Below are 23708 nucleotides of genomic sequence, written 5' to 3'. Positions count from 1 at the left end.
ATGAGATATTACGCTTTCGGCGTCGTTATTTGCTGTGCCATGACCCGCATATCGTGACCGGTTGGCGTCTGGTGAACGCGGAGATCGAACTCCGGTAAGATCGCAAAGATATGATCGAAAATATCGGACTGAATGCTTTCATAATCGACCCAGGCGGTTGTGTTGGTAAACGCATAAATTTCCAGTGGCACCCCTTCTGACGTTGGCGCGAGCTGCCGTACCATCAGCGTCATCCCCTTGTGAATCCCCGGATGAGTGCGTAGATAAACCTGAAGGTAGGCGCGGAACGTGCCTAAATTCGTCAGGCGGCGGCCATTCAGCGGTGAGGTCAGATCGGACTCGGACTGTGCGTTGTGTTGCTCCAGTTCGCTCTTCTTGTTTTGAATATAAGGCGACAATAATTTGCTACGCAGCAAGCGTGCCTGTTCGTCTTCCGTCATGAAATGCACGCTGGTGGTATCGATGTTGATGCTACGCTTGATACGCCGTCCCCCTGACTCCGACATCGAACGCCAGTTTTTGAAAGAGTCGGACACCAGTGAGTAGGTGGGGATGGTGGTAACGGTATTGTCCCAGTTTTTCACTTTTACCGTTGTCAGCCCGATGTCGATAACGGCGCCATCAGCACCGTATTTTGGCATTTCTAGCCAGTCTCCCAGCGTTAGCATATCGTTGGCGGAGAGTTGGATGCCCGCGACCAGTCCCATAATCGGATCTTTGAACACCAACATCAGTACGGCGGCCATCGCGCCTAAACCGCTAATCAGAATCAGCGGGGATTTCCCGATAAGTAATGACACCACCATGATGCTGATAACGATGGTGGCAATCAGCTTCAGACTCTGAAAGATGCCGCGCAGCGGCAGTTGTGCAGCGACTTTGGTTCGTGCGGAAACGTTAAGCAAAACATCGAGTAGCGAAAACAGGGACAGCAGCGCAAAAATCATGATCCACACTTGGGAGCAGATGATGAGCGCTTCACGGGTTTCACTTTGCGAAGGCAGCCATACGAAGACCTGAATATTGAGGATCACCCCTTGTAGCAGGAAGGCCAGCCGATTAAACAGGTTGTGTTGCGTTAGCGCCTGTTTCCACCCATGCCCCTCGGTTTTCCCTGGCTTATTGAGTGAACGCAGCACCATTCTTTTCAGCACAACCTGATGCAAAATTAGATGAATGACGGCAGAAATGAGCAATATCAGCCCAAGAACAATCAGTAACGCAATGATGCTAGCGTGTTGTATTCCGGCTTCTCTCAGCCACAGCGCGAGATTTTGTTGCATGCGTTCTCCTTTATTCCAATGAATCTGTCGTGCATTAACACGATGTGGCTTTAAGGCTAAGGATTTAGCGCTCCCAGTCAACCTTTTGTATTCTCTGAGATCGTTGTGTTAGGAAGCGTTGAGCAATGCGGAGAAGCGGTGAGGGAAATATCGCAGGCAAAAAAAAAGCCAGTCGCATAGCAACTGGCTTGATTATCACATTACCCCTGAGGGCAGCGATGAGGGATTACAGCTTGTCTGCGTTTTCAGACAGGTACTTCGCTACGCCATCTGGTGACGCGCCCATACCGGATTTGCCTTTTTCCCACTGTGCTGGGCACACTTCGCCGTGCTCTTCGTGGAATTGCAGCGCGTCAACGGTACGCAGCATTTCATCGATGTTACGGCCCAGTGGCAGATCGTTCACCACCTGGTGGCGAACCACGCCGTTTTTGTCGATCAGGAAAGAACCACGCAGTGCAACACCGGCTTCAGGGTGCTCAATGCCGTATGCCTTCTGGATTTCACGCTTAATGTCAGCAACCATTGCGTATTGCACTTCGCCGATGCCGCCTTTGTCCACAGGGGTTTTACGCCATGCGTTGTGTACAAACTCGGAGTCGAAGGAAACGCCAACCACTTCTACGCCGCGTTTCTTGAACTCGGCATAGCGGTGATCGAAAGCAATCAGTTCTGACGGACAAACGAAGGTGAAGTCCATCGGCCAGAAGAAGATCACGGCAGCTTTACCGTTGATGTGCTTCTTCAGGTTGAAATTTTCGACGATTTCGCCACTGCCTAAAACGGCAGCTGCGGTGAAGTCTGGGGCTTGACGAGTTACCAGGACCATAATTACTCCTGTAGATAGCGGTTAATGATCGGATGATATAAAAAACAGCGATCAGTATAGGGATTCTGCCCGAGTGAATACAGGCAAAGAGACCAATCAATGAGATAGCTTTTGTCTATTGAACTCATCGCTATTTCCTTTCAAGGGGATAGATTAACCCTTTTAATTGAAAGGACAATACCCGTCATACTTCAAGCTGCTTGTGCGTTGGCTACTCTTACTCACCCCAGTCACTTACTTGTGTAAGCTCCTGGGGACTAATGAACCTCATAAATGAGGTTCCCCCTTCGGGCTAGCGCTAGCGCTATTCAAATCGGTTTAAACCGATTTGTCGTGCGCTTGCCGCCTTCACGCAACTCGAATTATTTAGGGTATACGTTGCGTAGAAAAATGGAAACGTTGCGATCTTTCTTACAGCTGTTGCGCTTTCGCTAATTGCATCATCCGTGGATAAAACTGCCAGAAGAGTATTTCAAATTGGTGATAGTGTTGCTCGATATCCTGAAAAGAACCGGACAGCGCCGCCAGTTTAGGACGGCGTACCGACATTCTGTGCAACACATCGGCGATAAACGGCAGCTCTGCATAGCGCGTCATCCAGCGCTCCGGCCACAGATAGCGATTCAGGTTCTGAAAACGTTCAGGCGTGTGCGCCAGATGTGGTTCGATTTGTGACTGTGCGCCATCGATAAAGGTTTGCAGTGGCGTATCCGGCACCAACTGTAACCAATGGCGCGCAAGGTAGTGATCCCACAGCACATCCAACGTAATGGGCGCAACGCGGCGAAATTCATCGCTGAAATACTGACGCGCCTGTTTGACTTCCGGCAGGCTGTCGGTCAGCGAATCAACGCGGCGATGCAAGCGGATACCGTCGACGATCTCGTCAGCATAGCTATCCTGCGGGTTGCCGCGCACGAAATCCGCCATCAGATTGCCTAATAGAGAACTGTCGGCCAGCGTGGCCAAATGGAGGTGAGCAAGAAAATTCATGACCTTAGTATATCCGTTTCTTCTTTTATTGTGCACGTCCTCTTATATGTCGGTGTGGGCATTCGCTGAGCGTGATGTAATGCGGATTGTGATGCGTTACGCCTGCCGCGTGCTTATTTCTTGCAGCCATGCGCTTGCGGCTCTAGACTAGGCCGCCCATTTTTAATGTATTAACAGCTAAGTGAATTGCCATGCGTGTTGCCGATTTTTCGTTTGAACTTCCTGAATCATTGATTGCCCATTATCCACAAGCGGAACGCAGTGGTTGCCGTCTGCTATCGCTGGACGGGCCGACGGGAGATCTGACGCACGGCGTGTTTACCGATCTGCTGGATAAACTGAATCCCGGCGATCTGCTGGTGTTCAACAATACGCGTGTGATTCCGGCTCGTCTCTTTGGCCGTAAAGTCAGTGGCGGCAAGCTGGAAGTGCTGGTGGAGCGCGTGCTGGATGATCATCGGGTGCTGGCGCACGTTCGGGCGTCAAAAGCGCCAAAACCGGGCACAGAGCTGCTGTTGGGCGATGATGAAAGCGTTAAAGCGACGATGGCGGCTCGCCACGATGCGCTGTTTGAACTGCATTTCGATGATTCCCGAGATGTCCTGTCGATCTTGAATGATATCGGCCACATGCCACTGCCGCCTTACATCGACAGGCCTGATGAAGACGCCGATCGTGAGCTGTATCAGACGGTATATAGCCAGCGTCCGGGTGCCGTAGCGGCGCCGACAGCGGGTTTACATTTTGATGAGCCGATGCTGGCTGCGCTGCGCGAGAAGGGCATCGAAATGGCGTTTGTAACGCTGCACGTGGGGGCGGGGACTTTCCAGCCTGTTCGCGTTGATACGATCGAAGATCACATCATGCACGCCGAATATGCCGAAGTGCCGCAGGACGTTGTTGATGCCGTGCTGGCGTGCAAGGCGCGTGGAAACCGTGTGATAGCCGTCGGCACCACCTCGGTACGCTCACTGGAAAGTGCCGCACAGGCCAGCCAGAACGCGCCAATCGAACCGTTTTTCGGCGATACCAAAATTTTCATCTATCCAGGTTATCACTACCGCATTATCGATGCGCTGGTGACCAACTTCCATTTACCCGAATCGACGTTAATCATGCTGGTGTCGGCCTTTGCTGGCTACCAGAACACGATGTCTGCCTACCGCCAAGCGGTGTCAGAGCAATATCGTTTTTTCAGCTACGGTGATGCGATGTTTATTACGCACAACCCGATGGCCGAACAGGAAAAAGTGGGATAAACCCTGCTTTCTGCATAATAGCGATGCCACAGACCACGCTCTGTCAGGCATTAATACATCATTACCATCAGACTGTTTTTCTGATGCTGGAGGCTAAGTGAAGTACGAATTACAAACAACGGACGGCCGTGCGCGACGCGGCAGATTGATTTTTGAACGTGGCGTGGTGGAAACCCCGGCTTTTATGCCCGTGGGGACTTACGGCACGGTGAAAGGCATGACGCCGGAAGAAGTAAAAGATACTGGCGCGCAGATTCTGCTCGGCAATACGTTCCATCTGTGGCTGCGTCCCGGTCAGGAAATCATGAAGCTGCACGGCGATCTGCACGATTTCATGCAGTGGCATGGCCCGATTCTGACGGACTCCGGTGGTTTTCAGGTGTTCAGCCTCGGCGATATTCGCAAGATTACTGAACAGGGCGTGCATTTCCGTAACCCGATCAATGGGGATTCGATTTTCCTTAGCCCGGAAAAATCAATGGAGATTCAGCACGATCTCGGTTCCGACATTGTAATGATCTTTGATGAGTGCACGCCGTATCCTGCCGACTGGGATTACGCCAAGCGCTCGATGGAGATGTCACTGCGCTGGGCAAAACGCAGCCGCCAGCGTTTCGATGAGCTGGAGAATAAAAACGCGCTGTTCGGCATTATTCAGGGAAGTGTTTACGAAGATTTACGTGATGTATCCGTAAAAGGGCTGGTAGACATTGGCTTTGATGGGTACGCTGTGGGCGGTTTAGCGGTGGGCGAACCGAAAGAAGACATGCACCGCATTCTGGAGCACGTTTGTCCGCAGATCCCAGAAGATAAACCGCGCTATTTGATGGGCGTTGGTAAGCCGGAAGACCTGGTCGAAGGCGTACGTCGCGGTGTCGATATGTTTGACTGCGTGATGCCAACGCGCAATGCACGTAACGGACACCTCTTCGTTACTGATGGCGTGGTGAAAATCCGTAATGCTAAGTATAAAGATGACGTGAGTCCGCTGGATGAACACTGTGATTGCTACACGTGTCGCAATTATAGCCGCGCCTACTTGCATCATCTTGACCGTTGCAACGAAATACTCGGAGCACGACTCAATACCATTCATAACTTGCGTTATTATCAGCGTTTAATGGCGGGTTTACGTCAGGCCATTGAAGAGGGTAAATTAGAGCACTTTGTGGTGGATTTCTACCAACGGATAGGTAAACCCATTCCGCCGCTGGCTGAAAAAGACGTTGCCGCAAGCAACTGAAGCCTGTTTGCTATGAATAGCATTTTGCTGTGAAGCGTTTTTACGATTGTAAGGTTGATAATTTATCTTTTTGATAGCTTATCTTTTGACAAAAAAGAGGATATTTAAATGAGTCTTTTCATCTCCGATGCTGTAGCTGCAACCGGCGCTCCGGCTCAGGGAAGCCCGTACTCTCTGGTTATTATGCTGGCCGTTTTTGGTCTGATTTTCTACTTTATGATCCTGCGTCCTCAGCAAAAACGCGCCAAGGAACACAAAAAGTTAATGGATTCTATCAGCAAGGGCGATGAAGTATTAACGACCGGTGGTCTGGTTGGTCGCGTGACTAAAGTGTCCGAAACTGGCTATATTGCGATTGCGTTGAACGAAACCAATGAAGTGGTTATCAAACGTGATTTCGTGGCTGCCGTGCTGCCGAAGGGCACGATTAAGGCCCTGTAATTTCCGATTTTCCCGAAGGGAACTGCCGTGTTAAATCGTTATCCTTTGTGGAAGTACCTGATGCTGGTCGTGGTGTTGTTCGTCGGCCTGCTCTACGCACTTCCTAACCTATATGGTGAGGATCCGGCGGTACAAGTTACTGGCGCGCGGGGAACCGCCGCCAGCGAAACGACGCTGATCCAAGTCCAGAATGTCTTAAAAGAACAAAACATTACCAGTAAGTCGATTGCATTGGAAAATGGTGCAATTCTGGCTCGCTTCTCTAACCCTGATGTTCAGCTCCGCGCGCGTGAAGCGCTCGTTAATGAGCTGGGCGAAAAATTCGTCGTTGCACTTAACCTGGCTCCTGCTACGCCAAATTGGCTGCGGTTGTTAGGCGCTGAACCGATGAAATTGGGGCTCGACCTGCGCGGCGGCGTTCACTTCCTGATGGAAGTGGATATGGATACGGCGCTGGGTAAACTGCAAGAACAAACCATGGACTCTTTGCGCAGCGATCTGCGTGAGAAGAACATCCCTTATGCCTCAGTACGTAAAATTGATAATTACGGCGTCGAAATTCGTTTCCGTGATGCTCAAACGCGTGATGACGGTATCAACTATCTGACGTCCCGTCATCGCAATCTGGTTCTCAGCAGCAGCGGCAGCAACCTGCTACGCGCGGTGATGTCTGACGAACGTCTGCGTGAAGCACGTGAATACGCCGTACAGCAGAACATCAATATCCTGCGTAACCGTGTAAACCAACTGGGCGTTGCCGAACCGCTGGTACAGCGTCAGGGTGCCGATCGTATCGTTGTTGAGTTACCGGGTATTCAGGACACGGCGCGCGCGAAAGAAATTCTTGGTGCCACCGCTACGCTGGAATTCCGTCTGGTCAACAGTAATGCTGATGCGACCGCAGCGGCGAACGGCCGTGTGCCGGGCGATTCCGAAGTGAAGAATATGCGTGACGGTTCACCCGTTGTGCTGTTCAAACGCGTCATTCTGACGGGCGACCACATCACTGACTCAACATCAAGCAATGACGAATACAACCGTCCTCAGGTGAATATTTCTCTGGACAGTGCTGGTGGTAACACCATGTCCAACTTCACTAAAGACAGTATCGGCAAGCTGATGGCGACGCTGTTCGTGGAATACAAAGACAGCGGTAAGAAAGATGCAACGGGCCGTTCGATACTGGAAAAACACGAAGAAGTGATCAACGTAGCGACGATTCAGTCGCGACTGGGTAACAGCTTCCGTATTACCGGTATTGATAACCCGAACGAAGCGCGCCAGCTTTCTCTGCTGCTGCGTGCAGGTGCCCTGATTGCGCCGATCCAGATCGTAGAAGAACGTACTATTGGGCCAACACTGGGGATGCAAAACATCACTCAGGGTCTGGAGGCCTGTTTGTGGGGCTTGATCGCATCGATCCTCTTCATGGTCTTCTTCTATAAGAAATTTGGCGTCATCGCGACCAGTGCATTGGTTGCTAACCTGGTATTGATTGTCGGCGTGATGTCGCTGCTGCCAGGCGCGACGCTAACCATGCCGGGTATCGCGGGTATCGTGCTTACACTGGCGGTCGCCGTGGATGCTAACGTACTCATTAACGAACGTATCAAGGAAGAGCTCAGTAATGGTCGCTCCGTGCAGCAGGCTATTCATGAGGGCTACAAAGGAGCATTCAGCTCCATTGTTGATGCGAACGTCACGACGTTGATTAAAGTCATCATCCTGTATGCGGTTGGTACCGGTTCTATCAAAGGGTTCGCTATCACGACCGCGATTGGGATTGCGACCTCAATGTTTACGGCGATCGTCGGTACTCGTGCCATCGTTAACCTGCTTTACGGCGGTAAACGCATCAACAAGCTGTCTATCTGAGGAGTGCGTTGTGGCACAGGAACAGGAATACAACATTGAACAACTAAACCATGGGCGTAAAGTCTATGATTTCATGCGCTGGGACACATTGGCATTTGTCATTTCCGGCCTGCTGATCATTGCTTCTATCGCGATTATGGGTGTTCGTGGTTTTAACTGGGGGCTTGACTTTACCGGTGGTACGGTCATTGAGATTAACCTTGAGAAACCGATCGATCTCGATGTCTTGCGTAGTTCGTTAGAGAACTCTGGGTTTTCAGAACCGCAGGTACAGAATTTCGGTAGCAGTCGTGATGTGATGGTACGTATGCCACCGGTTTCTGGCAGCGAGAACGAAGCGCTCGGTAACAAAGTGCTGAAGGTGGTGAATGATACCTTCCAGCAGCATGCAACGGTGAAACGTATTGAATTCGTCGGGCCGAGCGTGGGAAGCGATTTGGCACAGGCTGGCGCATTGGCGCTGCTGTCTGCGTTGATTGCTATCCTCATTTACATCGGTTTCCGTTTTGAATGGCGTCTGGCGTTGGGGTCTGTACTGGCTTTGGGGCACGATGTGATCATCACGATGGGTCTGCTGTCTCTGTTCTCTATTGAGATTGACCTAACGATCATTGCGTCGCTGATGTCGGTAATTGGTTATTCACTTAACGATAAGATCGTTGTGTCTGACCGTATTCGTGAGAATTTCCGCAAGGTTCGTCGTGGGACACCTTACGAAATCACCAACATTTCACTGACGCAGACGCTTCACCGTACCATTATCACATCAGCGACCACGTTGGCGATGATCGTGATCCTCATGGTCTTCGGTGGCGCCTTGTTGCATGGCTTCTCGTTGACGATGTTTATTGGTGTGATCATCGGTACGATCTCTTCCATCTATGTTTCTTCTGCTCTGGCGCTGAAACTAGGTATGAAGCGTGAAAACCTGATCGTTCAGAAAGTGGAAAAAGAAGGGGCGGACCAACCGTCTATCCTGCCTTAATCTGCTGACGGTAAGCATGAAAAACCCCGCGTCGCTGCGGGGTTTTTTGCATCTTAGCGTTGGGAAATGTGTTGATATCCTAAATAATTCGAGTTGCATGCATGCAGGCGGCGACACAGTGAATCCCCAGGAGCTTACATAAGTAAGTGACTGGGGTGAGCGAGGAAAGCCAACGCACATGCGGCTTGAAGTATGACGGATATATTAAGGGGACTCGGTGGCGGCAACGGGTGGCGGACTCTGTATCTCCTGAACCTGATGTAAGCGAACAAAACCGAGTTCTTCCGGTGGTAAACCGCTTAGGCGTAATTCAATAACCGCTTCGGCTTTGGGTAACAGCGTAGGGGAAACCACAAAGGACTGTGTTTGTGTGTCGCCCGCTAAAGGCTGACCACTCACCGGGTCGAGTCGCCCCCAGTCAAGCTGTGCGCCAAAGGCCGGTAACCCCTTCGCATCAAGCGTGCGAATATGCAGTAACGCGCTTGTTCCGTTCGCTTCCGTCTCGATATTGCGTAACGACACGCTGAGTCTGCCAATGCTGCTTTCCAGCATCGTGCTGGTTTGTGCTGCGGGCAGTAAATAAACGCCAGAAGTGGATTGGGAATTCAACGCATTTTGCCGCTCTAATGCCGTGGCCTGGTCGGTCAGTGTTTGTAGTTGCTGGTTTAACTGACCTATCTGATTTTGTAGCTTTGGCATCTGGCGCTGTTCGGCGCACCCAGCGAGCAAAAGCAGCGCTGGCAGGAAGGTCAGTACGCGATATCGGGTTCTCATATCTGTGGTTCCCCTTTCGATGTTTTATTCATTGATCCGTTGATCCCTGTTGCTGAGTTTAGCTGTGATTATGCCTAAGTCATAGGTGAGACAGCTTTTTTCATCCTATTACCGGAAGAGATGCGAAACCCTTCGCAACGTGGATCAGGAGTTTTGGTTAGTCCGTTAATTCAGGGTAAACTGTGTCTACGTTAAGGATTACTGGTCAGGACACATCATGCATTGCCCGTTTTGCTCCGCTGTTGATACCAAAGTCATTGATTCCCGTCTGGTCGGCGAAGGTTCTCAAGTACGCCGTCGTCGGCAGTGTCTGGTTTGTCATGAACGCTTCACCACGTTTGAAGTGGCTGAACTGGTGATGCCGCGAGTCATCAAAAGCAATGAAGTACGCGAGCCTTTTAATGAAGATAAATTGCGTAGCGGTATGCTGAAAGCGCTGGAAAAAAGGCCTGTCAGTTCTGATGACGTCGAAATGGCGCTTAATCACATTAAATCTCATCTTCGTGCTACCGGTGAACGTGAAGTTACCACCAAGATGGTCGGCAACCTGGTGATGGAAGCGTTGAGAAAGCTGGATAAAGTGGCTTATATCCGCTTTGCGTCGGTGTATCGCAGCTTTGAAGATATCCGAGAATTTGGCGAAGAGATTGCACGTTTGCAGGATTAAGTCGCGTTGATTTGAGAGAGATAAGAGGTTCGGGAATGAGCGTTTTTCAGGAAAACGGCCACTTGCCGCAGGATGAATTATACATGGCGCGTGCGTTAGAGTTGGCGCGTCGTGGCCGTTTTACGACGGCACCCAACCCCAATGTTGGCTGCGTGATCGTGCGCGATGGCGAAATTGTCGGTGAAGGCTATCATTTCCGCGCAGGCGAACCTCATGCTGAGGTTCATGCGTTGAGAATGGCAGGGGAGCGCGCACGTGGTGCGACGGCCTATGTCACGCTGGAGCCGTGCAGCCATCATGGCCGAACGCCGCCTTGTGCTGATGCGTTGGTTGCTGCTGGCGTCTCCCGAGTGGTTGCCGCGATGCAGGATCCCAATCCGCAGGTCGCGGGTCGTGGCTTACATCGTTTGCAGCAGGCAGGGATCGCTGTCAGCCATGGTTTCATGATGGCTGAAGCAGAGAAAGTCAATGTAGGTTTCCTGAAGCGCATGCGGACAGGCTTTCCTTACGTGCAGCTCAAAATGGCGGCATCTTTGGATGGGCGTACTGCGATGGCCTCGGGAGAAAGTCAGTGGATTACCTCACCGCAGGCGCGTCAGGATGTGCAGCGTTTTCGTGCGGAGAGCGCAGCGATTTTGAGCAGTAGTGCGACGGTGCTGGCTGACGATCCTTCTCTTACGGTGCGGTGGTCAGAGCTGGGTGCCGATGTGCAGACTCGTTATTCAGAGGCGGATCTCAGGCAGCCCGTACGAGTGATTGTGGACAGCCAGCGTCGTGTCACACCGCAGCATCGGATTGTTAGCCAACCGGGTGAGACTTGGTTGGCGCGGGTGCAGGCAGACGAACAGGCGTGGCCACAGGGCGTTGAGCAGGTCACCTTACCGCAGCACAATGGCGGCGTTGATCTGGTAGCGCTGATGATGGTGCTGGGGAGACGGCAGATTAACTCTGTCTGGGTTGAAGCCGGAGCCAGTCTGGCTGGTGCGCTGCTTAATGCGGGTGTCGTTGATGAACTTATCGTTTATCTTGCGCCAAAACTGCTGGGTGAAAACGCCCGTTCGCTGTGCCTCTTGCCAGGGCTGGATCAACTGTCTCAGGCACCGGAATTTGACATCGCGGAGGTTCGGCAGATTGGTCCGGATTTGCGATTACGCCTGAAACCTAAATTCTGATGTGTATGTAAATACGTGGCGCAGGTCCGACAAAACCGGATACGTGCCCACAAAAATTATGATAGAATCCGCCCCCCTGCGGGCTATAAAGACCAGATACAAGGAAAGCTATGAACGTTATCGAAGGTGTTGTTGCTACTCCTGATGCCCGTGTGGCGATTGCGATTGCGCGTTTTAACCATTTTATTAACGACAGCCTGCTGGAAGGTGCGATTGATGCATTGAAACGCATCGGTCAGGTAAAAGACGAAAATATCACTGTTGTTTGGGTGCCGGGTGCTTACGAACTGCCATTGACGGTTCGTGCGCTGACTAAAAGCGCGAAAAACGGCGGGTATGATGCCGTTATCGCTCTGGGAACGGTTATCCGTGGTGGAACAGCGCATTTTGAATTTGTTGCTGGCGAATGTAGCTCTGGCCTGTCCTCCGTTGCGATGGACAGCGAAATCCCTGTTGCTTTCGGCGTTCTGACGACGGAAAGCATTGAGCAGGCGATTGAGCGTGCTGGTACGAAAGCGGGTAACAAAGGTGCAGAAGCTGCCCTGACCGCGCTAGAAATGATTAATGTATTGAAAGCGATTAAGTAAGCCTGATTAAGTAAGGGGAATTCCGTGAAACCTGCTGCTCGTCGCCGCGCTCGTGAATGTGCGGTTCAAGCGCTTTACTCCTGGCAGTTATCTAAAAATGATATTGCCGATGTTGAACACCAATTCCTGAGCGAGCAGGATGTCAAAGATGTCGACATTACCTATTTCCGTGAATTGCTGGCGGGGGTTGCCACTCAGGCTGAGAAGCTTGATCAACTGATGGCACCTTTCCTGTCTCGTCAAATTGAGGAACTGGGACAGGTTGAGAAAGCGATTCTGCGTTTGGCGATGTTTGAGCTGAGCAAGCGCGAAGACGTTCCTTACAAGGTGGCGATTAACGAGGCCATCGAACTGGCTAAAGTCTTCGGCGCCGAAGATAGTCATAAGTTTGTGAATGGCGTGCTGGATAAAGCTGCTCCGAGTGTACGGAAAGGCAAGAAGTAAAATGAATCGAATCAGGGCCGGATATCCGGCCCTGATCGCTTTTGAATGATAGGCTGGCTGGAAAGGTTATGGTTGAAGGTGAGTTTGACCTTATTGCCCGCTATTTTAATCGGGTCCGAAGTTCACGTCGCGATGTTGAGTTAGGCATTGGTGATGACTGTGCGTTACTGACGGTGGCAGATAAGCAGATGCTGGCGGTGAGTACCGACACGCTGGTATCTGGCGTTCATTTCCTACCCGATATCGATCCCGCCGATCTGGGTTACAAATCTCTGGCGGTCAATTTAAGCGATCTGGCTGCAATGGGCGCCGATCCTGCCTGGCTTTCTCTGGCCATTACCCTACCGACAAGCAATAGCCAGTGGCTGTCCGCCTATAGCGACAGCTTGTTCGAGCTACTTGATTATTACGGTATGCAGTTGGTTGGCGGAGATACGACGCGCGGTCCACTGAGCCTGACGCTGACTATCCACGGCCTGGTGCCTGCTGGTCGGGCGTTGACGCGTCGCGGAGCCAGAGTTGGCGACTGGATTTATGTTACTGGTTCATTAGGCGACAGCGCTGCAGGGCTGGCTATTCTACAGAATACGCTGCACGTTGATGATGAAGAGGCTCGTCAGGGATTGATCCAGCGTCATCTCCGCCCTCAACCCCGAATCCTGCAAGGTCAGGCGCTGCGCGATCTGGCCAATTCGGCTATCGATCTTTCCGACGGCCTTATCTCCGATCTACAGCATATACTTAAAGCGAGCGAGTGCGGTGCGCGGATTAATCTGGACGCGATCCCGCAATCAGACTGGCTGCGAGGCTGCGTTGATGAAGAGCAGGCGTTGCGTTGGGCGCTATCTGGCGGCGAAGACTATGAACTGTGCTTTACCGTACCAGAGATTAACCGTGGTGCACTGGAGCTGGCTTTGGGGCATCTCGGTGCCAGCTACACCTGTATCGGGCAAATCGGGCCTGCATCTGAAGGGGTACGCTTTTTCAGGGATAATAAAGCGACCGAGCTGAACTGGAAGGGGTATGACCATTTTAGCGAGCAAAACTGATTCCGCGAGCAAGACGAAAGGCGCTGAGGTGGCGAAACGCCGCCTACGGATGAGCAACCCGTGGCACCTGCTGGCGACGGGGTTTGGCAGCGGCCTGTCTCCCTGGATGCCAGGCACGGTAGGATCGCTGGCGGCGATTCCCCTGTGGTATCTCATGTCCTTCCTGCCGCTTGAATTGTATTCGCTGCTGGTCATGCTGAGTATTTGTATCGGTGTTTACCTGTGTCACCAGACGGCGAAGGATATGGGTGTTCACGATCACGGCAGCATCGTCTGGGACGAATTTGTCGGTATGTGGATTACCCTGATGGCGATTCCGGTGGATGAATGGCAGTGGGTAGCGGCAGGGTTTGTTGTTTTTCGCTGCCTGGATATCTGGAAACCCTGGCCGATTCGCTGGTTTGATCGCAACGTGCATGGCGGTATGGGGATTATGGTCGATGATATCGTCGCGGGAGTGATTTCAGCGGGAATTATCTATTTTATCGGCTATCACTGGCCGATATTCTGACGATGTCGAATTATTGAACCACTGTATTATTGAACCACTGTATTACTGAACCATTGCATTAGTGAACCGGGGCCATGTGCCCCGGTTGTCGTTTAAATCGCTTATTCCATCCACTGCGTGATTTTTCGCTCGATGCCCGCGGCATCCAAACCCAGATCGGCACGGATTTCTTCCTGCGAACCTTGCGGAATGAATACGTCCGGCAGCCCGATGTTCAGCACCGAGACAGCAAGACGTTTTGCCATCAGGAATTCATTCACACCGCTCCCCGCACCGCCCATGATCGCATTCTCTTCCAGCGTCACAAACGTGCTGTGAGACTGTGCCAGTTCTTCAAGTAATGCTTCATCGAGTGGCTTCACAAAACGCATATCGACGAGGGTGGCGTTTAACTTCTCTGCCGCAATCTGTGCTTCTGGCAATAGCGTACCGAAGTTCAGAATTGCGATCGTTTCGCCTTGACGACGAACCACGCCTTTACCGATTGCCAGTTCTGATAGTGGCGTCAGTTCAGTACCTGTACCGTTTCCTCGTGGGTAACGCACCGCCGTAGGGCCTTTCTGGTAGTGATAGCCCGTGTGCAGCATCTGGCGGCACTCATTTTCATCGCTGGGCGTCATGATGATCATGTTCGGAATACAGCGTAAGAAAGAGAGATCGAATGCCCCCTGATGGGTTTGCCCATCCGCACCCACAATACCGCCTCGATCGATAGCAAACAGAACCGGGAGATTCTGGATCGCCACATCGTGGATAACCTGATCGTAGGCTCGCTGCAGGAACGTCGAATAAATGGCGACAACCGGATGATAGCCGCCAACCGCCAGACCGGCAGCGAACGTCACGGCATGCTGTTCGGCAATGGCCACATCAAAATATTGCTGCGGGTAGTCGCGGGAGAATTGCACCATACCGGAACCTTCACGCATCGCTGGCGTGATCGCCATGAGCTTGCTGTCTTTGGCTGCCGTTTCCTGTAGCCATTGACCGAAGATTTTTGAATAGGTGGGTTGAGCGCCTTCCTTGCTTTTCGGCAACGTACCGCTGGCTGGATCGAATTTTGGCACCGCGTGCCAACTGATCGGATCTTGTTCGGCAGGGGCGTAGCCTTTGCCTTTTTTCGTCATGATATGCAGAAGCTGCGGACCTTTCAGGCTGCGCATGTTTTTCAGCGTGTGCGCCAGCGCCTGAACGTCATGGCCGTCGACAGGGCCAATATAATTAAAACCCAGCTCCTCAAATAGCGTACCCGGCACGACCATGCCTTTAAGGTGTTCTTCGGTGCGTTTTACCAGCTCTTTGATTGGTGGCAGGCCGGATAACACCTTTTTGCCGCCTTCACGCAGGCTGGCGTAGAGCTTACCGGATAACAGTTGCGCCAGATGGTTGTTCAATGCGCCAACGTTTTCCGAAATCGACATTTCATTGTCGTTCAGCACAACCAGCAGGTCGGAGCGGATGTCGCCCGCGTGGTTCATCGCCTCAAAGGCCATACCCGCGGTAATCGCGCCATCACCAATGACACAAACCGTACGACGGCCTTTGCCTTCACGCTCGGCAGCAACGGCCATCCCCAGTCCAGCACTGATTGAGGTGGATGAATGCCCAACGCTTAATACGTCATACTCGCTTTCATCACGCCACGGAAAGGGATGCAAACCGCCTTTTTGGCGGATCGTTGAAATACGATCGCGGCGGCCCGTCAGGATCTTATGCGGGTAAGCCTGATGGCCGACATCCCACACCAGATGATCGAAAGGAGTGTTGTAGACATAATGCAGCGCAACCGTTAATTCAACCGTCCCTAATCCTGAAGCAAAATGGCCGCTCGAACGGCTGACGCTGTCCAGCAGATATTGGCGCAGCTCATCGCACAGCTTCGGCAGGCTATCTTTCGGCAACAGCCGAAGTTCATCCGGTGTTTCCACTAATGCCAATGTAGGGTACTTCGCGGTATCAAAACTCATAGAGACTCATTAGGTAATTACTTATCGCGTTCAACGATGAAATTCGCCAGCGCTTGTAGTGGGGCTATATTCAGAGGAATCGGGCTGGATGTGACGAGATCGTCCAGCGATGCCAGTGATTCCTGATAAAGCTCCTGTGCTTTTTTTCGTGCGTTATCTAACCCCAGAAGGCTGGGATAGGTGCTTTTACCTAACTGCTGGTCTGCACCCTGACGTTTGCCTGTTGTCGCGCTGTCGCCAACAACATCGAGAATATCGTCCTGAACCTGAAAAGCGAGTCCAATCGCGTTAGCGTAGCGATCCAGATGGGGCAAGGCTGCGCGTCCTGTTTCACCGGCGGCAAGTGTGCCCAGCCGGACAGCGGCGCGAATCAAGGCACCCGTTTTGTGGCGGTGAATCCGCTCTAACGCTGCCAGATCGACCTGATGTCCTTCCGCTTCCAGATCGAAAGCCTGCCCGCCGCACATGCCTGCAACACCACTGGCCTGAGCCAATTCTGAGATCATCGCCAGCCGATCGCGGTCAGAGACCTGCGGCATCGGCGCGTCGGCCAGAATGGAGAACGCCAGCGTTTGCAGGGCATCTCCCGCCAGAATGGCATTGGCTTCGCCAAATTTGATGTGACAGGTCGGCTGTCCGCGGCGCAAATCGTCGTCGTCCATCGCTGGCAGATCGTCATGAATCAGTGAATAAGCATGGATACATTCTACTGCCGCAGCAGGGGCATCCAGACTCTCTAACGGCATGCCAAACAGTTCACCAGTAGTATAAACCAGAAATGGGCGCAGGCGTTTGCCCCCTAAGAGTGAGCCATACTCCATTGCATTAACCAGTGGACTACTCTGAAAGGGGAGGGTGGCGATGAAATGCCCCAACATACGATTAGTGCGTTGGTAGTGTGCACTTAGTTGCGTGCTGAAATCGGTCATAGCGCGTCATTATCCGGCGTGAACGGTGACAGCGGCGCATCGGGATCGTCGCTCAGCAGGATTTGTACGCGCTGTTCCGCCTGCTGCAGTTTTTGCTGACCCTGACGAGCGAGCTGGATGCCATGCTCAAATTCATTTAGCGCATCGTCCAGCGGCAGTTCGCCTGATTCGAGACGGGTAACGATTTTTTCCAGTTCGTTCAGCGAGCTTTCAAAGCTGACTGGCTGCTCGGTTTTCTTAGGCATAGTGGTTTCAGAATCCTGGTGTTATACGCCGTTGGCTTGTGGCGGCAGAGCGTGGTGTTACGTGTGTTCATCCGTGGATGCATAACAATTATACGGTTAGGGTGCACAGTATAACTTCATATAATGATATACTCCGCGCCCTGGATGCTATTGGTAAAATCATCTCTGTGCCGGCTGATTTTACCGATAACGTGATTTTAGTACTCAGGGTAAATTTATTTACACCTTTCTGACCAAGTAACGACAGCCACCATGAAGTTTATCATTAAATTGTTCCCGGAAATCACCATCAAGAGCCAATCTGTGCGATTGCGCTTTATCAAGATTCTAACCGGAAACATTCGCAACGTATTAAAACACTATGATGAAACGCTGGCGGTTGTCCGTCACTGGGATCATATCGAAGTTCGGGCCAAAGACGAAAGCCAGCGTTCGGCGATTCGTGATGCGTTGACGAGAATTCCGGGTATCCATCATATTCTGGAAGTTGAAGATCACGCCTACACCGATGTGCACAATATCTTTGAGCAGTCGCTGGCGCTGTATCGTGAGCAACTGGAAGGCAAAACGTTTTGTGTACGAGTGAAACGCCGCGGTAAGCATGAGTTTAGTTCACAGGACGTCGAACGCTACGTCGGCGGCGGTCTGAACCAGCACATTGAAACGGCGCGAGTCAACCTTACAGCACCGCAGGTTACCGTGCATCTGGAAATCGAGCAGGACCGTTTGCTGCTGATTAAAGGACGTTATGAAGGGATCGGCGGCTTCCCGATCGGTACGCAGGAAGATGTGCTGTCGCTGATTTCCGGTGGTTTTGACTCCGGTGTATCCAGCTACATGCTGATGCGTCGTGGGTGTCGCGTGCATTACTGCTTCTTTAACCTTGGCGGTGCGGCGCACGAGATTGGTGTAAAACAGGTCGCACATTATCTGTGGAACCGTTTTGGTAGCTCACACCGGGTGCGTTTCATTGCTATCGACTTCGATCCTGTCGTAGGTGAAATTCTGGAGAAGGTTGACGACGGCCAGATGGGCGTCGTATTGAAGCGCATGATGGTGCGTGCGGCCTCCAAAATCGCTGAGCGTTACGGTGTTCAGGCACTGGTGACCGGTGAAGCGTTAGGGCAGGTTTCCAGCCAGACGTTGACCAATCTACGTTTGATCGATAATGCCTCTGATACGCTGATTCTACGTCCGCTGATTTCTCATGATAAAGAACACATTATCAAACAGGCTCGCGAACTGGGGACGGAAGATTTCGCCAAAACGATGCCGGAATACTGTGGTGTGATCTCGAAAAGCCCGACGGTGAAGGCGGTAAAAGCGAAGATTGAGGCTGAAGAAAGTCACTTTGATTTTGCCATTCTGGAGCGTGTGGTGAGCGAAGCGCGGAATATTGATATCCGTCAGATCGCCGAGCAGACCAAGCAAGAAGTGGTTGAAGTCGAAACGGTCGCGTCATTTGCCCCAACTGACGTACTGCTGGATATCCGCTCGCCGGATGAACAGGACGATAAGCCGCTTGAGCTTGATCAGATCGAAATCAAATCCTTACCGTTCTACAAGCTGGGTACGCAGTTTGGCGATTTGGATCAGAGCAAAACCTATTTGCTTTACTGCGAGCGTGGCGTAATGAGCCGCTTACAGGCGCTGTACCTGCGCGAGCAAGGCTTTAGCAATGTGAAGGTCTACCGACCGTAATAGGAATAAGGCGCGCAAGCGCCTTTTTCGTCAGTTTTCATCGCGGCGGTTATAAAGCACGTGAGTGCTAATCACGATAGTTATGAATTCCCGGCGGCAGGATGAGCTGTGCGGCGACTTCGGCGGCTTTTTCTTTCCCCTGCAGCAAATCAATGATCTTCAGGGCGAAATCCATGCTGGTGCCCGGCCCTTGTGTGGTTAACAGATTCACTCGGGGATCGTAGACGACACGTTTTTCCATCCATTTCTCTGGTGCGATGCGATCTTTGAAGGCCGGATAGCCCGTCATGTTTCCCACGGGGAATAGCTGATGATGTTCAAGCACCAGCGCAGGGGTTGCACACATTGCGGCGACAATTTTTCCTTCCAGATGCGCTTGTCTGATGCACTCCACCAGTATTGGGCTATCGCGGAAGCATTCCGCACCTTGCAACCCTCCCGGTAATACCAACACATCGAAAGGCCGATCGGCAACGGCAGCCAGCGGCGCATCCGCCAGCAGCCTTACGCCGCGTGAGCAGACGATTTCAAGATTGCCATCGCTGGCTACGCTGGCAAGCGTTACCTGAATGCCTGCCCGGACAAGCAAATCGATGGTTGTGACGGCTTCAGTTTCTTCACTACCAGGTGCCAGACACACCAGTGCCGATGCGGTCATAATCATTTTCCTTTTGCTTAATGTAGTCAAACAGGCGGGCATTTTCGGGGAGCGTCAGGCCGTGGAGGCGCGCACGGTGCAGTAAATACCCGGTAATGTAGTCAATTTCGGTATGTCGCTGAGCGATGATGTCCTGCAACATTGATGAGGTGTTTGCTGCGGTGTTCAGAATAATTTGATTAACGTAGAGCAGCAGACTGTCTCGCGATGTATGGAAACCCTCTCGTTCCATGACGCTGGCCACTTCCTGACAAAGCAACGCAATCAATTCCGGGTACGCAGAAAGCTCGCCATTGGTGCAGTGATATTTCACCGTGAGTGGGTTGATGACACAGTTAGCCGCCAGCTTCAGCCAGCAGGTGGCGCTAATATTGGTGTGCCAGGCGACATCAGGTAAGGCCTGATGCAGCACTTCGGCCAGATGACTTTGGCTGCTGTCGCCATTAAACGTGCCGATATGCGTTGTGCCTGCGGCAACATGCACAACGTTGTTTGCGTCGCGTCGGGCGGCATGAGTGGTGATACCCAGTACCAGTGGCTGCTGTAGCGACGGTAATTCTTCCCGCGTGCCCATCCCGTTGTGTAAAAGCAGAATTGTGCAGTGTGGGTTGAGCTGTGGCAGCAGCACGGTAACGGCATCGGAAACCTGCCAGGCTTTTAGCGTTACCAGCAGCAATTCGCTTTGGGCAAGGTGTTCGGGATCGTTAGCCGTCAGGTTGAGATTACAGTGCTGGCCGTCCAGCATCGTGACATTGACCGGACAATAAGGTTGCGGAATACGCAGCCATCCCTGGACATCATGCCCTTGCTGATGCAGCGCGGCGAGCCAAAGTTGGCCTAGCGCGCCACAGCCAAGAACGGTGATTTTCATGTGCGTCTCCCTTATTTGATGCGGGCGCTGTTGTTCTGCCATCATAGGCTATCATTCATGTCACGATCTTGTGCTATTCGGCCTGTTTACCCGATGTAGAGTAAAAATCGGGATCGTGTCTGGTATCTTGCTTATCGCAGAAGAGCGGTTATTATGCTCGCCAGCCACATTTGTCAGGAGAGCGAATTATGCCATCTTTCGATATTGTTTCGGAAATTGATATGCAGGAAGTCCGCAACGCGGTGGAAAATGCCACGCGTGAGCTGAGCACACGCTGGGATTTCCGCAATGTTCCGGCCAGCTTTGAACTGAATGAGAAATCGCAAAGCATTAAAGCGACCAGCGAGTCTGATTTTCAGGTCCAGCAACTGATTGATATTATGCGCGAGAAATTGCTGAAACGCGGGATTGAAGGCGGGGCGTTAGAGGTCCCAGAAGAGTTCGAGCACAGCGGTAAAACGTATAGCGTGGAAGCCAAATTGAAACAGGGCATCGAAACCACGCAGGCGAAGAAAATCGTCAAGCTGATTAAAGACAGCAAGCTGAAAGTACAGGCACAGATTCAGGGTGAGCAAGTTCGCGTTACTGGCAAATCACGTGATGATTTGCAGGGCGTGATGGCGTTGATTCGCGGTGGGAATCTGGGGCAGCCGTTCCAGTTTACCAACTTCCGGGATTGATGCTTCTTCATCATTTGTCGATGAACAGCAAGGCCAGCGAAAGCTGGCCTTTTGCTTAATCAGATCTGACCTGCGAGTTGTTCTAGCTGCTGCCGACTGGTCTTTTTGTTGTCGATCTTCACATAGGCGCTGTACTCATCCGGCACGATAACGACCTCGGCAACGCCGGGCTGTGTACGCATTTTCTGTTCCAGCTCACGATCCTGCAACGCTACATCGGACAGCGCGATTCTCAAACTGCTTAGATAAGGTGGTTCTTGCATGGTGAAGCTGACGAGTAGCCACATGGCCGCAATGGCAGCGCCACCCATAAACACGGCAGAAGCGCCATAAAGCTCAAACAGCCCGCCGCCGAGACTCCCTCCAATGGCTACACCGATAAATTGCGTGGTGGAGTAAACGCCCATCGCCGTGCCTTTATATCCCGCTGGTGATTCCTTGCTAATCAGCGATGGCAACAGTGCTTCCATCACGTTGAAAGCCAGGAAGAACAGCTGTATGCCGAGGATAATTTGCCAGAGATGGTGACCTGAACCCCATAAGACCACCTCTGCGGCGATCAGTACCACGATGCAGCCGATGAAGACCTGCTTCATCCGCCTTTTCACTTCGGCATAAATAATGAAAGGAACAACGCCTGCAAAGGAGATCAGCATGGTGACCAAATAGACTTTCCAGTGGTCCTGTGGTGCCAGTCCAGCGGACTCCATCGCGCGGGGCAGGGCGACGAAGCTCGACATCAATAAAATATGCAGGCACATGATGCCGATATTCAGTTTCAGCAGGCGACTATTGCCAAGCACTTTGCGAAAACTGCCGCGTACCATCGCGGATTCCCGATTCAGAACGTGTGCTGGTGCGGAAGGAATCAGGGTCAGAGTAATAATAATGCCAGCGAGTGATAAAAGGGCGATACCCCAGAAGAGCGCCTGTAAACCGAAGGCGTGGGTAACGATAGGGCCGACGACCATCGCGATAGCAAAAGTGACACCGAAGCTTACGCCGATAAATGCCATCGCTTTCGTGCGGTTCTGTTCACGCGTCAGGTCGGAAAGCAGCGCCATGACGGCAGCGGAGATGGCACCCGCACCCTGCAAAGCCCGACCAAGGATAATGCCCCAGATGGAGTCGCTGAGTGCGGCGATGACGCTGCCGGCCGCAAAAATCAGCAGTCCTCCAACTATCAGAGGCTTTCTGCCGATACGGTCGGAGACCAGGCCGAAGGGAATCTGGAAAATGGCCTGCATCAGGCCATAAATACCAATTGCAATCCCGATCAATGCTTCACTGGCGCCTTGTAATGCCATGCCGTAAGTCGTTAGCACAGGCAGCACCATGAACATGCCGAGCATGCGCAGTGAAAAAACGGCTCCCAAGCCCCATGTGGCGCGTAATTCGCCAGGGGTCATTTTATTATCGTTCATGCGTACCTCTGAAAACAATTGGCGCTATTTTAGTGCGTTATTGGCCAGACAGTAAACGATAGGTTTGTTACGTGATTTGGCGGAGGAGGGGAGAGGGAAATAAAAAGCGCAAAGCGCGTTTTTCAACGTCGCTTGCAGCGGCCCAAAGGGTAGCACGCAGGAAATAAGCCATAAAAAAACAGATGGACAAGCCACCTGTTTTTACTAACGCATAGAACGCGGTTGTGATTAACGCAGGTAGGTCAGCAGAACTTCATGCGCTGGCGCCATTGAATCCACAGACATCATCACGCTCAGTGAGGTAATCGCGACGATGGAGAAAACAAACAGTTTTCTTGCCCATACGCGGTCATCAATCGCGTTTTTATAGCCTGACAGCGCCATGCCCAACCACCACACGCTAACGGCTGCGGCAACGATCAGGTATTTGTAGCCTGCATAACCGCCGAGAGACAGCATCAATGTTGCGACCGCAAACGCCACGATATACAGGGTAATGTGGTTTTTCGCAACGGAGATACCTTTCACAACCGGCAGCACCGGAATGTTGGCGGCCTGATAATCCTTGAAGCGGAAAATCGCAATCGCGTATGAATGGGGCATTTGCCACAGGCTAAAGATCAGCAGCAGAATCAACGCGCCAGCATCAAACTGGTTGCTGACGGCACAGTAACCGATAACCGGTGGTGCTGCGCCTGATAGGCTGCCAATCAGCGTGCCATAAACAGAATGCCGCTTCATATACAGGCTATACACGCCGACATACACAACGAAGCCCATCACCGCCAGCCACATGGCCAGCGGGTTAGCCGCGATGTACAGCAGAGCAAAGCCCGCAATACCTAACAGCGATGCGTAAACCAGCGTTACCTTCAGTGAAATCAGCCCCTTTACCAGAACCCGATTTTTGGTTCTCTCCATTTTCTTGTCGATGTCGCGGTCAATGACGTTGTTAAATACGCAGCCAGACGCAACGACTAACGACACCCCCACAAGGGTGGCGAGAAACAGGGGATAATCAATGCGGCCTTGGGCCGCAAGGAGAAATCCACCGATAACGGAAATCAGATTTCCGAAAATAATTCCTGGTTTAGTAACTTGCAGGTATTGCTTAATCATCT

At 52.0% G+C, this 23708-nt stretch carries 24 protein-coding genes; 13 read left to right on the top strand and 11 right to left on the bottom strand.

Going from position 1 to position 23708, the window contains the following annotated elements; all coding sequences use genetic code 11:
- Positions 1-8: 8 nt before the first annotated feature.
- The 3 genes from AB8809_RS17605 to AB8809_RS17595 all read right to left on the bottom strand — a co-directional run bounded on the left by AB8809_RS17605 (position 9) and on the right by AB8809_RS17595 (position 3105).
- Positions 9-1283, bottom strand: coding sequence for a mechanosensitive ion channel family protein (locus tag AB8809_RS17605; protein WP_180778272.1), 1275 nt, complete (start codon positions 1281-1283; stop codon positions 9-11).
- Between the two features lie 226 nt (positions 1284-1509).
- Positions 1510-2112 carry a peroxiredoxin C gene (locus AB8809_RS17600; RefSeq protein ID WP_010299049.1) on the bottom strand — a complete coding sequence of 201 codons (603 nt, stop codon included), beginning with the start codon at positions 2110-2112 and terminating at the stop codon, positions 1510-1512.
- A 411-nt stretch (positions 2113-2523) separates the two neighbouring features.
- Positions 2524-3105, bottom strand: a complete 582-nt coding sequence (locus AB8809_RS17595; RefSeq protein WP_012773700.1) for an ACP phosphodiesterase — start codon at positions 3103-3105, stop codon at positions 2524-2526.
- A 191-nt stretch (positions 3106-3296) separates the two neighbouring features.
- On the opposite strand from AB8809_RS17595, the gene queA reads away from it, so the two are divergent.
- The 5 genes from queA to secF all read left to right on the top strand — a co-directional run bounded on the left by queA (position 3297) and on the right by secF (position 8908).
- Positions 3297-4364, top strand: coding sequence for a tRNA preQ1(34) S-adenosylmethionine ribosyltransferase-isomerase QueA (gene queA / locus AB8809_RS17590; RefSeq protein WP_180778273.1), 1068 nt, complete (start codon positions 3297-3299; stop codon positions 4362-4364).
- Positions 4365-4461: 97 nt separating this feature from the next.
- Positions 4462-5607 (top strand): tRNA guanosine(34) transglycosylase Tgt, encoded by a 1146-nt coding sequence (tgt, locus tag AB8809_RS17585; RefSeq protein ID WP_256553713.1) that lies wholly within the window; start codon positions 4462-4464, stop codon positions 5605-5607.
- Between the two features lie 108 nt (positions 5608-5715).
- On the top strand, positions 5716-6048 hold the full coding sequence (yajC, locus tag AB8809_RS17580) for a preprotein translocase subunit YajC (protein WP_012773703.1): 333 nt from the start codon (positions 5716-5718) through the stop codon (positions 6046-6048).
- Positions 6049-6075: 27 nt separating this feature from the next.
- On the top strand, positions 6076-7923 hold the full coding sequence (gene secD, locus AB8809_RS17575; protein ID WP_180778274.1) for a protein translocase subunit SecD: 1848 nt from the start codon (positions 6076-6078) through the stop codon (positions 7921-7923).
- A gap of 73 nt (positions 7924-7996) precedes the next feature.
- On the top strand, positions 7997-8908 hold the full coding sequence (gene secF / locus AB8809_RS17570) for a protein translocase subunit SecF (RefSeq protein ID WP_349855486.1): 912 nt from the start codon (positions 7997-7999) through the stop codon (positions 8906-8908).
- 204 nt (positions 8909-9112) lie between these two features.
- Here secF and AB8809_RS17565 read toward each other — a convergent pair whose 3' ends face one another.
- Positions 9113-9682: a DUF3251 domain-containing protein gene (locus tag AB8809_RS17565; RefSeq protein WP_181830012.1), complete on the bottom strand. Its 570-nt coding sequence runs from the start codon at positions 9680-9682 to the stop codon at positions 9113-9115.
- 217 nt (positions 9683-9899) lie between these two features.
- On the opposite strand from AB8809_RS17565, the gene nrdR reads away from it, so the two are divergent.
- From nrdR to pgpA, 6 genes are all read left to right on the top strand, one after another.
- Complete coding sequence (gene nrdR, locus AB8809_RS17560; RefSeq protein ID WP_010282042.1) at positions 9900-10349, top strand: transcriptional regulator NrdR; 450 nt, start codon at positions 9900-9902, stop codon at positions 10347-10349.
- Positions 10350-10384: 35 nt separating this feature from the next.
- Positions 10385-11521, top strand: coding sequence for a bifunctional diaminohydroxyphosphoribosylaminopyrimidine deaminase/5-amino-6-(5-phosphoribosylamino)uracil reductase RibD (ribD, locus tag AB8809_RS17555; RefSeq protein ID WP_349855128.1), 1137 nt, complete (start codon positions 10385-10387; stop codon positions 11519-11521).
- Positions 11522-11631: 110 nt separating this feature from the next.
- Positions 11632-12108, top strand: coding sequence for a 6,7-dimethyl-8-ribityllumazine synthase (ribE, locus tag AB8809_RS17550; RefSeq protein WP_012773708.1), 477 nt, complete (start codon positions 11632-11634; stop codon positions 12106-12108).
- Positions 12109-12132: 24 nt separating this feature from the next.
- Positions 12133-12552, top strand: coding sequence for a transcription antitermination factor NusB (nusB, locus tag AB8809_RS17545; RefSeq protein WP_012773709.1), 420 nt, complete (start codon positions 12133-12135; stop codon positions 12550-12552).
- 68 nt (positions 12553-12620) lie between these two features.
- Positions 12621-13601, top strand: a complete 981-nt coding sequence (thiL, locus tag AB8809_RS17540) for a thiamine-phosphate kinase (RefSeq protein ID WP_180778278.1) — start codon at positions 12621-12623, stop codon at positions 13599-13601.
- Positions 13576-14112 (top strand): phosphatidylglycerophosphatase A, encoded by a 537-nt coding sequence (gene pgpA / locus AB8809_RS17535; RefSeq protein ID WP_349855127.1) that lies wholly within the window; start codon positions 13576-13578, stop codon positions 14110-14112. The genes thiL and pgpA overlap by 26 nt, the downstream gene beginning before the upstream one ends.
- A gap of 101 nt (positions 14113-14213) precedes the next feature.
- Here pgpA and dxs read toward each other — a convergent pair whose 3' ends face one another.
- Genes dxs through xseB form a run of 3 tightly spaced genes read right to left on the bottom strand, consistent with a single transcriptional unit; the run spans position 14214 to position 17253 of the window.
- A complete protein-coding gene (dxs, locus tag AB8809_RS17530; protein WP_349855126.1) occupies positions 14214-16079 on the bottom strand; it encodes a 1-deoxy-D-xylulose-5-phosphate synthase in 1866 nt (621 codons plus the stop codon).
- Positions 16080-16096: 17 nt separating this feature from the next.
- Positions 16097-17008 (bottom strand): (2E,6E)-farnesyl diphosphate synthase, encoded by a 912-nt coding sequence (gene ispA / locus AB8809_RS17525; protein WP_349855125.1) that lies wholly within the window; start codon positions 17006-17008, stop codon positions 16097-16099.
- On the bottom strand, positions 17005-17253 hold the full coding sequence (gene xseB / locus AB8809_RS17520) for an exodeoxyribonuclease VII small subunit (protein WP_012773714.1): 249 nt from the start codon (positions 17251-17253) through the stop codon (positions 17005-17007). Before xseB ends, ispA begins: the two co-directional genes overlap by 4 nt.
- A gap of 252 nt (positions 17254-17505) precedes the next feature.
- Here xseB and thiI point away from each other — a divergent pair, with 252 nt between their 5' ends.
- A complete protein-coding gene (gene thiI, locus AB8809_RS17515; protein WP_181838250.1) occupies positions 17506-18954 on the top strand; it encodes a tRNA uracil 4-sulfurtransferase ThiI in 1449 nt (482 codons plus the stop codon).
- 67 nt (positions 18955-19021) lie between these two features.
- Here thiI and yajL read toward each other — a convergent pair whose 3' ends face one another.
- A complete protein-coding gene (yajL, locus tag AB8809_RS17510) occupies positions 19022-19612 on the bottom strand; it encodes a protein deglycase YajL (RefSeq protein ID WP_349855124.1) in 591 nt (196 codons plus the stop codon).
- The gene (panE, locus tag AB8809_RS17505) at positions 19575-20483 is read right to left on the bottom strand and encodes a 2-dehydropantoate 2-reductase (protein ID WP_015839335.1); all 909 of its coding nucleotides are present in this window, start codon (positions 20481-20483) and stop codon (positions 19575-19577) included. The genes yajL and panE overlap by 38 nt, the downstream gene beginning before the upstream one ends.
- 188 nt (positions 20484-20671) lie before the next feature.
- Here panE and AB8809_RS17500 point away from each other — a divergent pair, with 188 nt between their 5' ends.
- Positions 20672-21163: a YajQ family cyclic di-GMP-binding protein gene (locus tag AB8809_RS17500; protein WP_015839336.1), complete on the top strand. Its 492-nt coding sequence runs from the start codon at positions 20672-20674 to the stop codon at positions 21161-21163.
- Between the two features lie 59 nt (positions 21164-21222).
- On the opposite strand, the gene AB8809_RS17495 is transcribed toward AB8809_RS17500, so the two are convergent.
- Together AB8809_RS17495 and cyoE are read right to left on the bottom strand one after the other, a co-directional pair.
- A complete protein-coding gene (locus tag AB8809_RS17495; protein ID WP_349855123.1) occupies positions 21223-22587 on the bottom strand; it encodes an MFS transporter in 1365 nt (454 codons plus the stop codon).
- A gap of 228 nt (positions 22588-22815) precedes the next feature.
- Positions 22816-23706 (bottom strand): heme o synthase, encoded by an 891-nt coding sequence (gene cyoE / locus AB8809_RS17490; protein WP_005976015.1) that lies wholly within the window; start codon positions 23704-23706, stop codon positions 22816-22818.
- Between the last annotated feature and the right edge of the window lie 2 nt (positions 23707-23708).

Origin of the sequence: Pectobacterium aroidearum, from assembly GCF_041228105.1 — a bacterium.
In the GTDB taxonomy this organism is placed as follows: Bacteria; Pseudomonadota; Gammaproteobacteria; order Enterobacterales; family Enterobacteriaceae; genus Pectobacterium; species Pectobacterium aroidearum.
This window is presented reverse-complemented; position numbering and strand designations above follow the sequence as displayed.

Coding starts and splice junctions, on each gene's coding strand:
- ispA (WP_349855125.1), bottom strand. CDS start 17,008: ATGACCGATTTCAGCACGCAACTAAGTGCACACTACCAACGCACTAAT.
- panE (WP_015839335.1), bottom strand. CDS start 20,483: ATGAAAATCACCGTTCTTGGCTGTGGCGCGCTAGGCCAACTTTGGCTC.
- xseB (WP_012773714.1), bottom strand. CDS start 17,253: ATGCCTAAGAAAACCGAGCAGCCAGTCAGCTTTGAAAGCTCGCTGAAC.
- thiL (WP_180778278.1), top strand. CDS start 12,621: ATGGTTGAAGGTGAGTTTGACCTTATTGCCCGCTATTTTAATCGGGTC.
- cyoE (WP_005976015.1), bottom strand. CDS start 23,706: ATGATTAAGCAATACCTGCAAGTTACTAAACCAGGAATTATTTTCGGA.
- pgpA (WP_349855127.1), top strand. CDS start 13,576: ATGACCATTTTAGCGAGCAAAACTGATTCCGCGAGCAAGACGAAAGGC.
- nrdR (WP_010282042.1), top strand. CDS start 9,900: ATGCATTGCCCGTTTTGCTCCGCTGTTGATACCAAAGTCATTGATTCC.
- AB8809_RS17605 (WP_180778272.1), bottom strand. CDS start 1,283: ATGCAACAAAATCTCGCGCTGTGGCTGAGAGAAGCCGGAATACAACAC.
- AB8809_RS17595 (WP_012773700.1), bottom strand. CDS start 3,105: ATGAATTTTCTTGCTCACCTCCATTTGGCCACGCTGGCCGACAGTTCT.
- yajC (WP_012773703.1), top strand. CDS start 5,716: ATGAGTCTTTTCATCTCCGATGCTGTAGCTGCAACCGGCGCTCCGGCT.
- ribD (WP_349855128.1), top strand. CDS start 10,385: ATGAGCGTTTTTCAGGAAAACGGCCACTTGCCGCAGGATGAATTATAC.
- ribE (WP_012773708.1), top strand. CDS start 11,632: ATGAACGTTATCGAAGGTGTTGTTGCTACTCCTGATGCCCGTGTGGCG.
- yajL (WP_349855124.1), bottom strand. CDS start 19,612: ATGACCGCATCGGCACTGGTGTGTCTGGCACCTGGTAGTGAAGAAACT.
- AB8809_RS17600 (WP_010299049.1), bottom strand. CDS start 2,112: ATGGTCCTGGTAACTCGTCAAGCCCCAGACTTCACCGCAGCTGCCGTT.
- queA (WP_180778273.1), top strand. CDS start 3,297: ATGCGTGTTGCCGATTTTTCGTTTGAACTTCCTGAATCATTGATTGCC.
- AB8809_RS17565 (WP_181830012.1), bottom strand. CDS start 9,682: ATGAGAACCCGATATCGCGTACTGACCTTCCTGCCAGCGCTGCTTTTG.
- AB8809_RS17500 (WP_015839336.1), top strand. CDS start 20,672: ATGCCATCTTTCGATATTGTTTCGGAAATTGATATGCAGGAAGTCCGC.
- dxs (WP_349855126.1), bottom strand. CDS start 16,079: ATGAGTTTTGATACCGCGAAGTACCCTACATTGGCATTAGTGGAAACA.
- secF (WP_349855486.1), top strand. CDS start 7,997: ATGCGCTGGGACACATTGGCATTTGTCATTTCCGGCCTGCTGATCATT.
- AB8809_RS17495 (WP_349855123.1), bottom strand. CDS start 22,587: ATGAACGATAATAAAATGACCCCTGGCGAATTACGCGCCACATGGGGC.
- thiI (WP_181838250.1), top strand. CDS start 17,506: ATGAAGTTTATCATTAAATTGTTCCCGGAAATCACCATCAAGAGCCAA.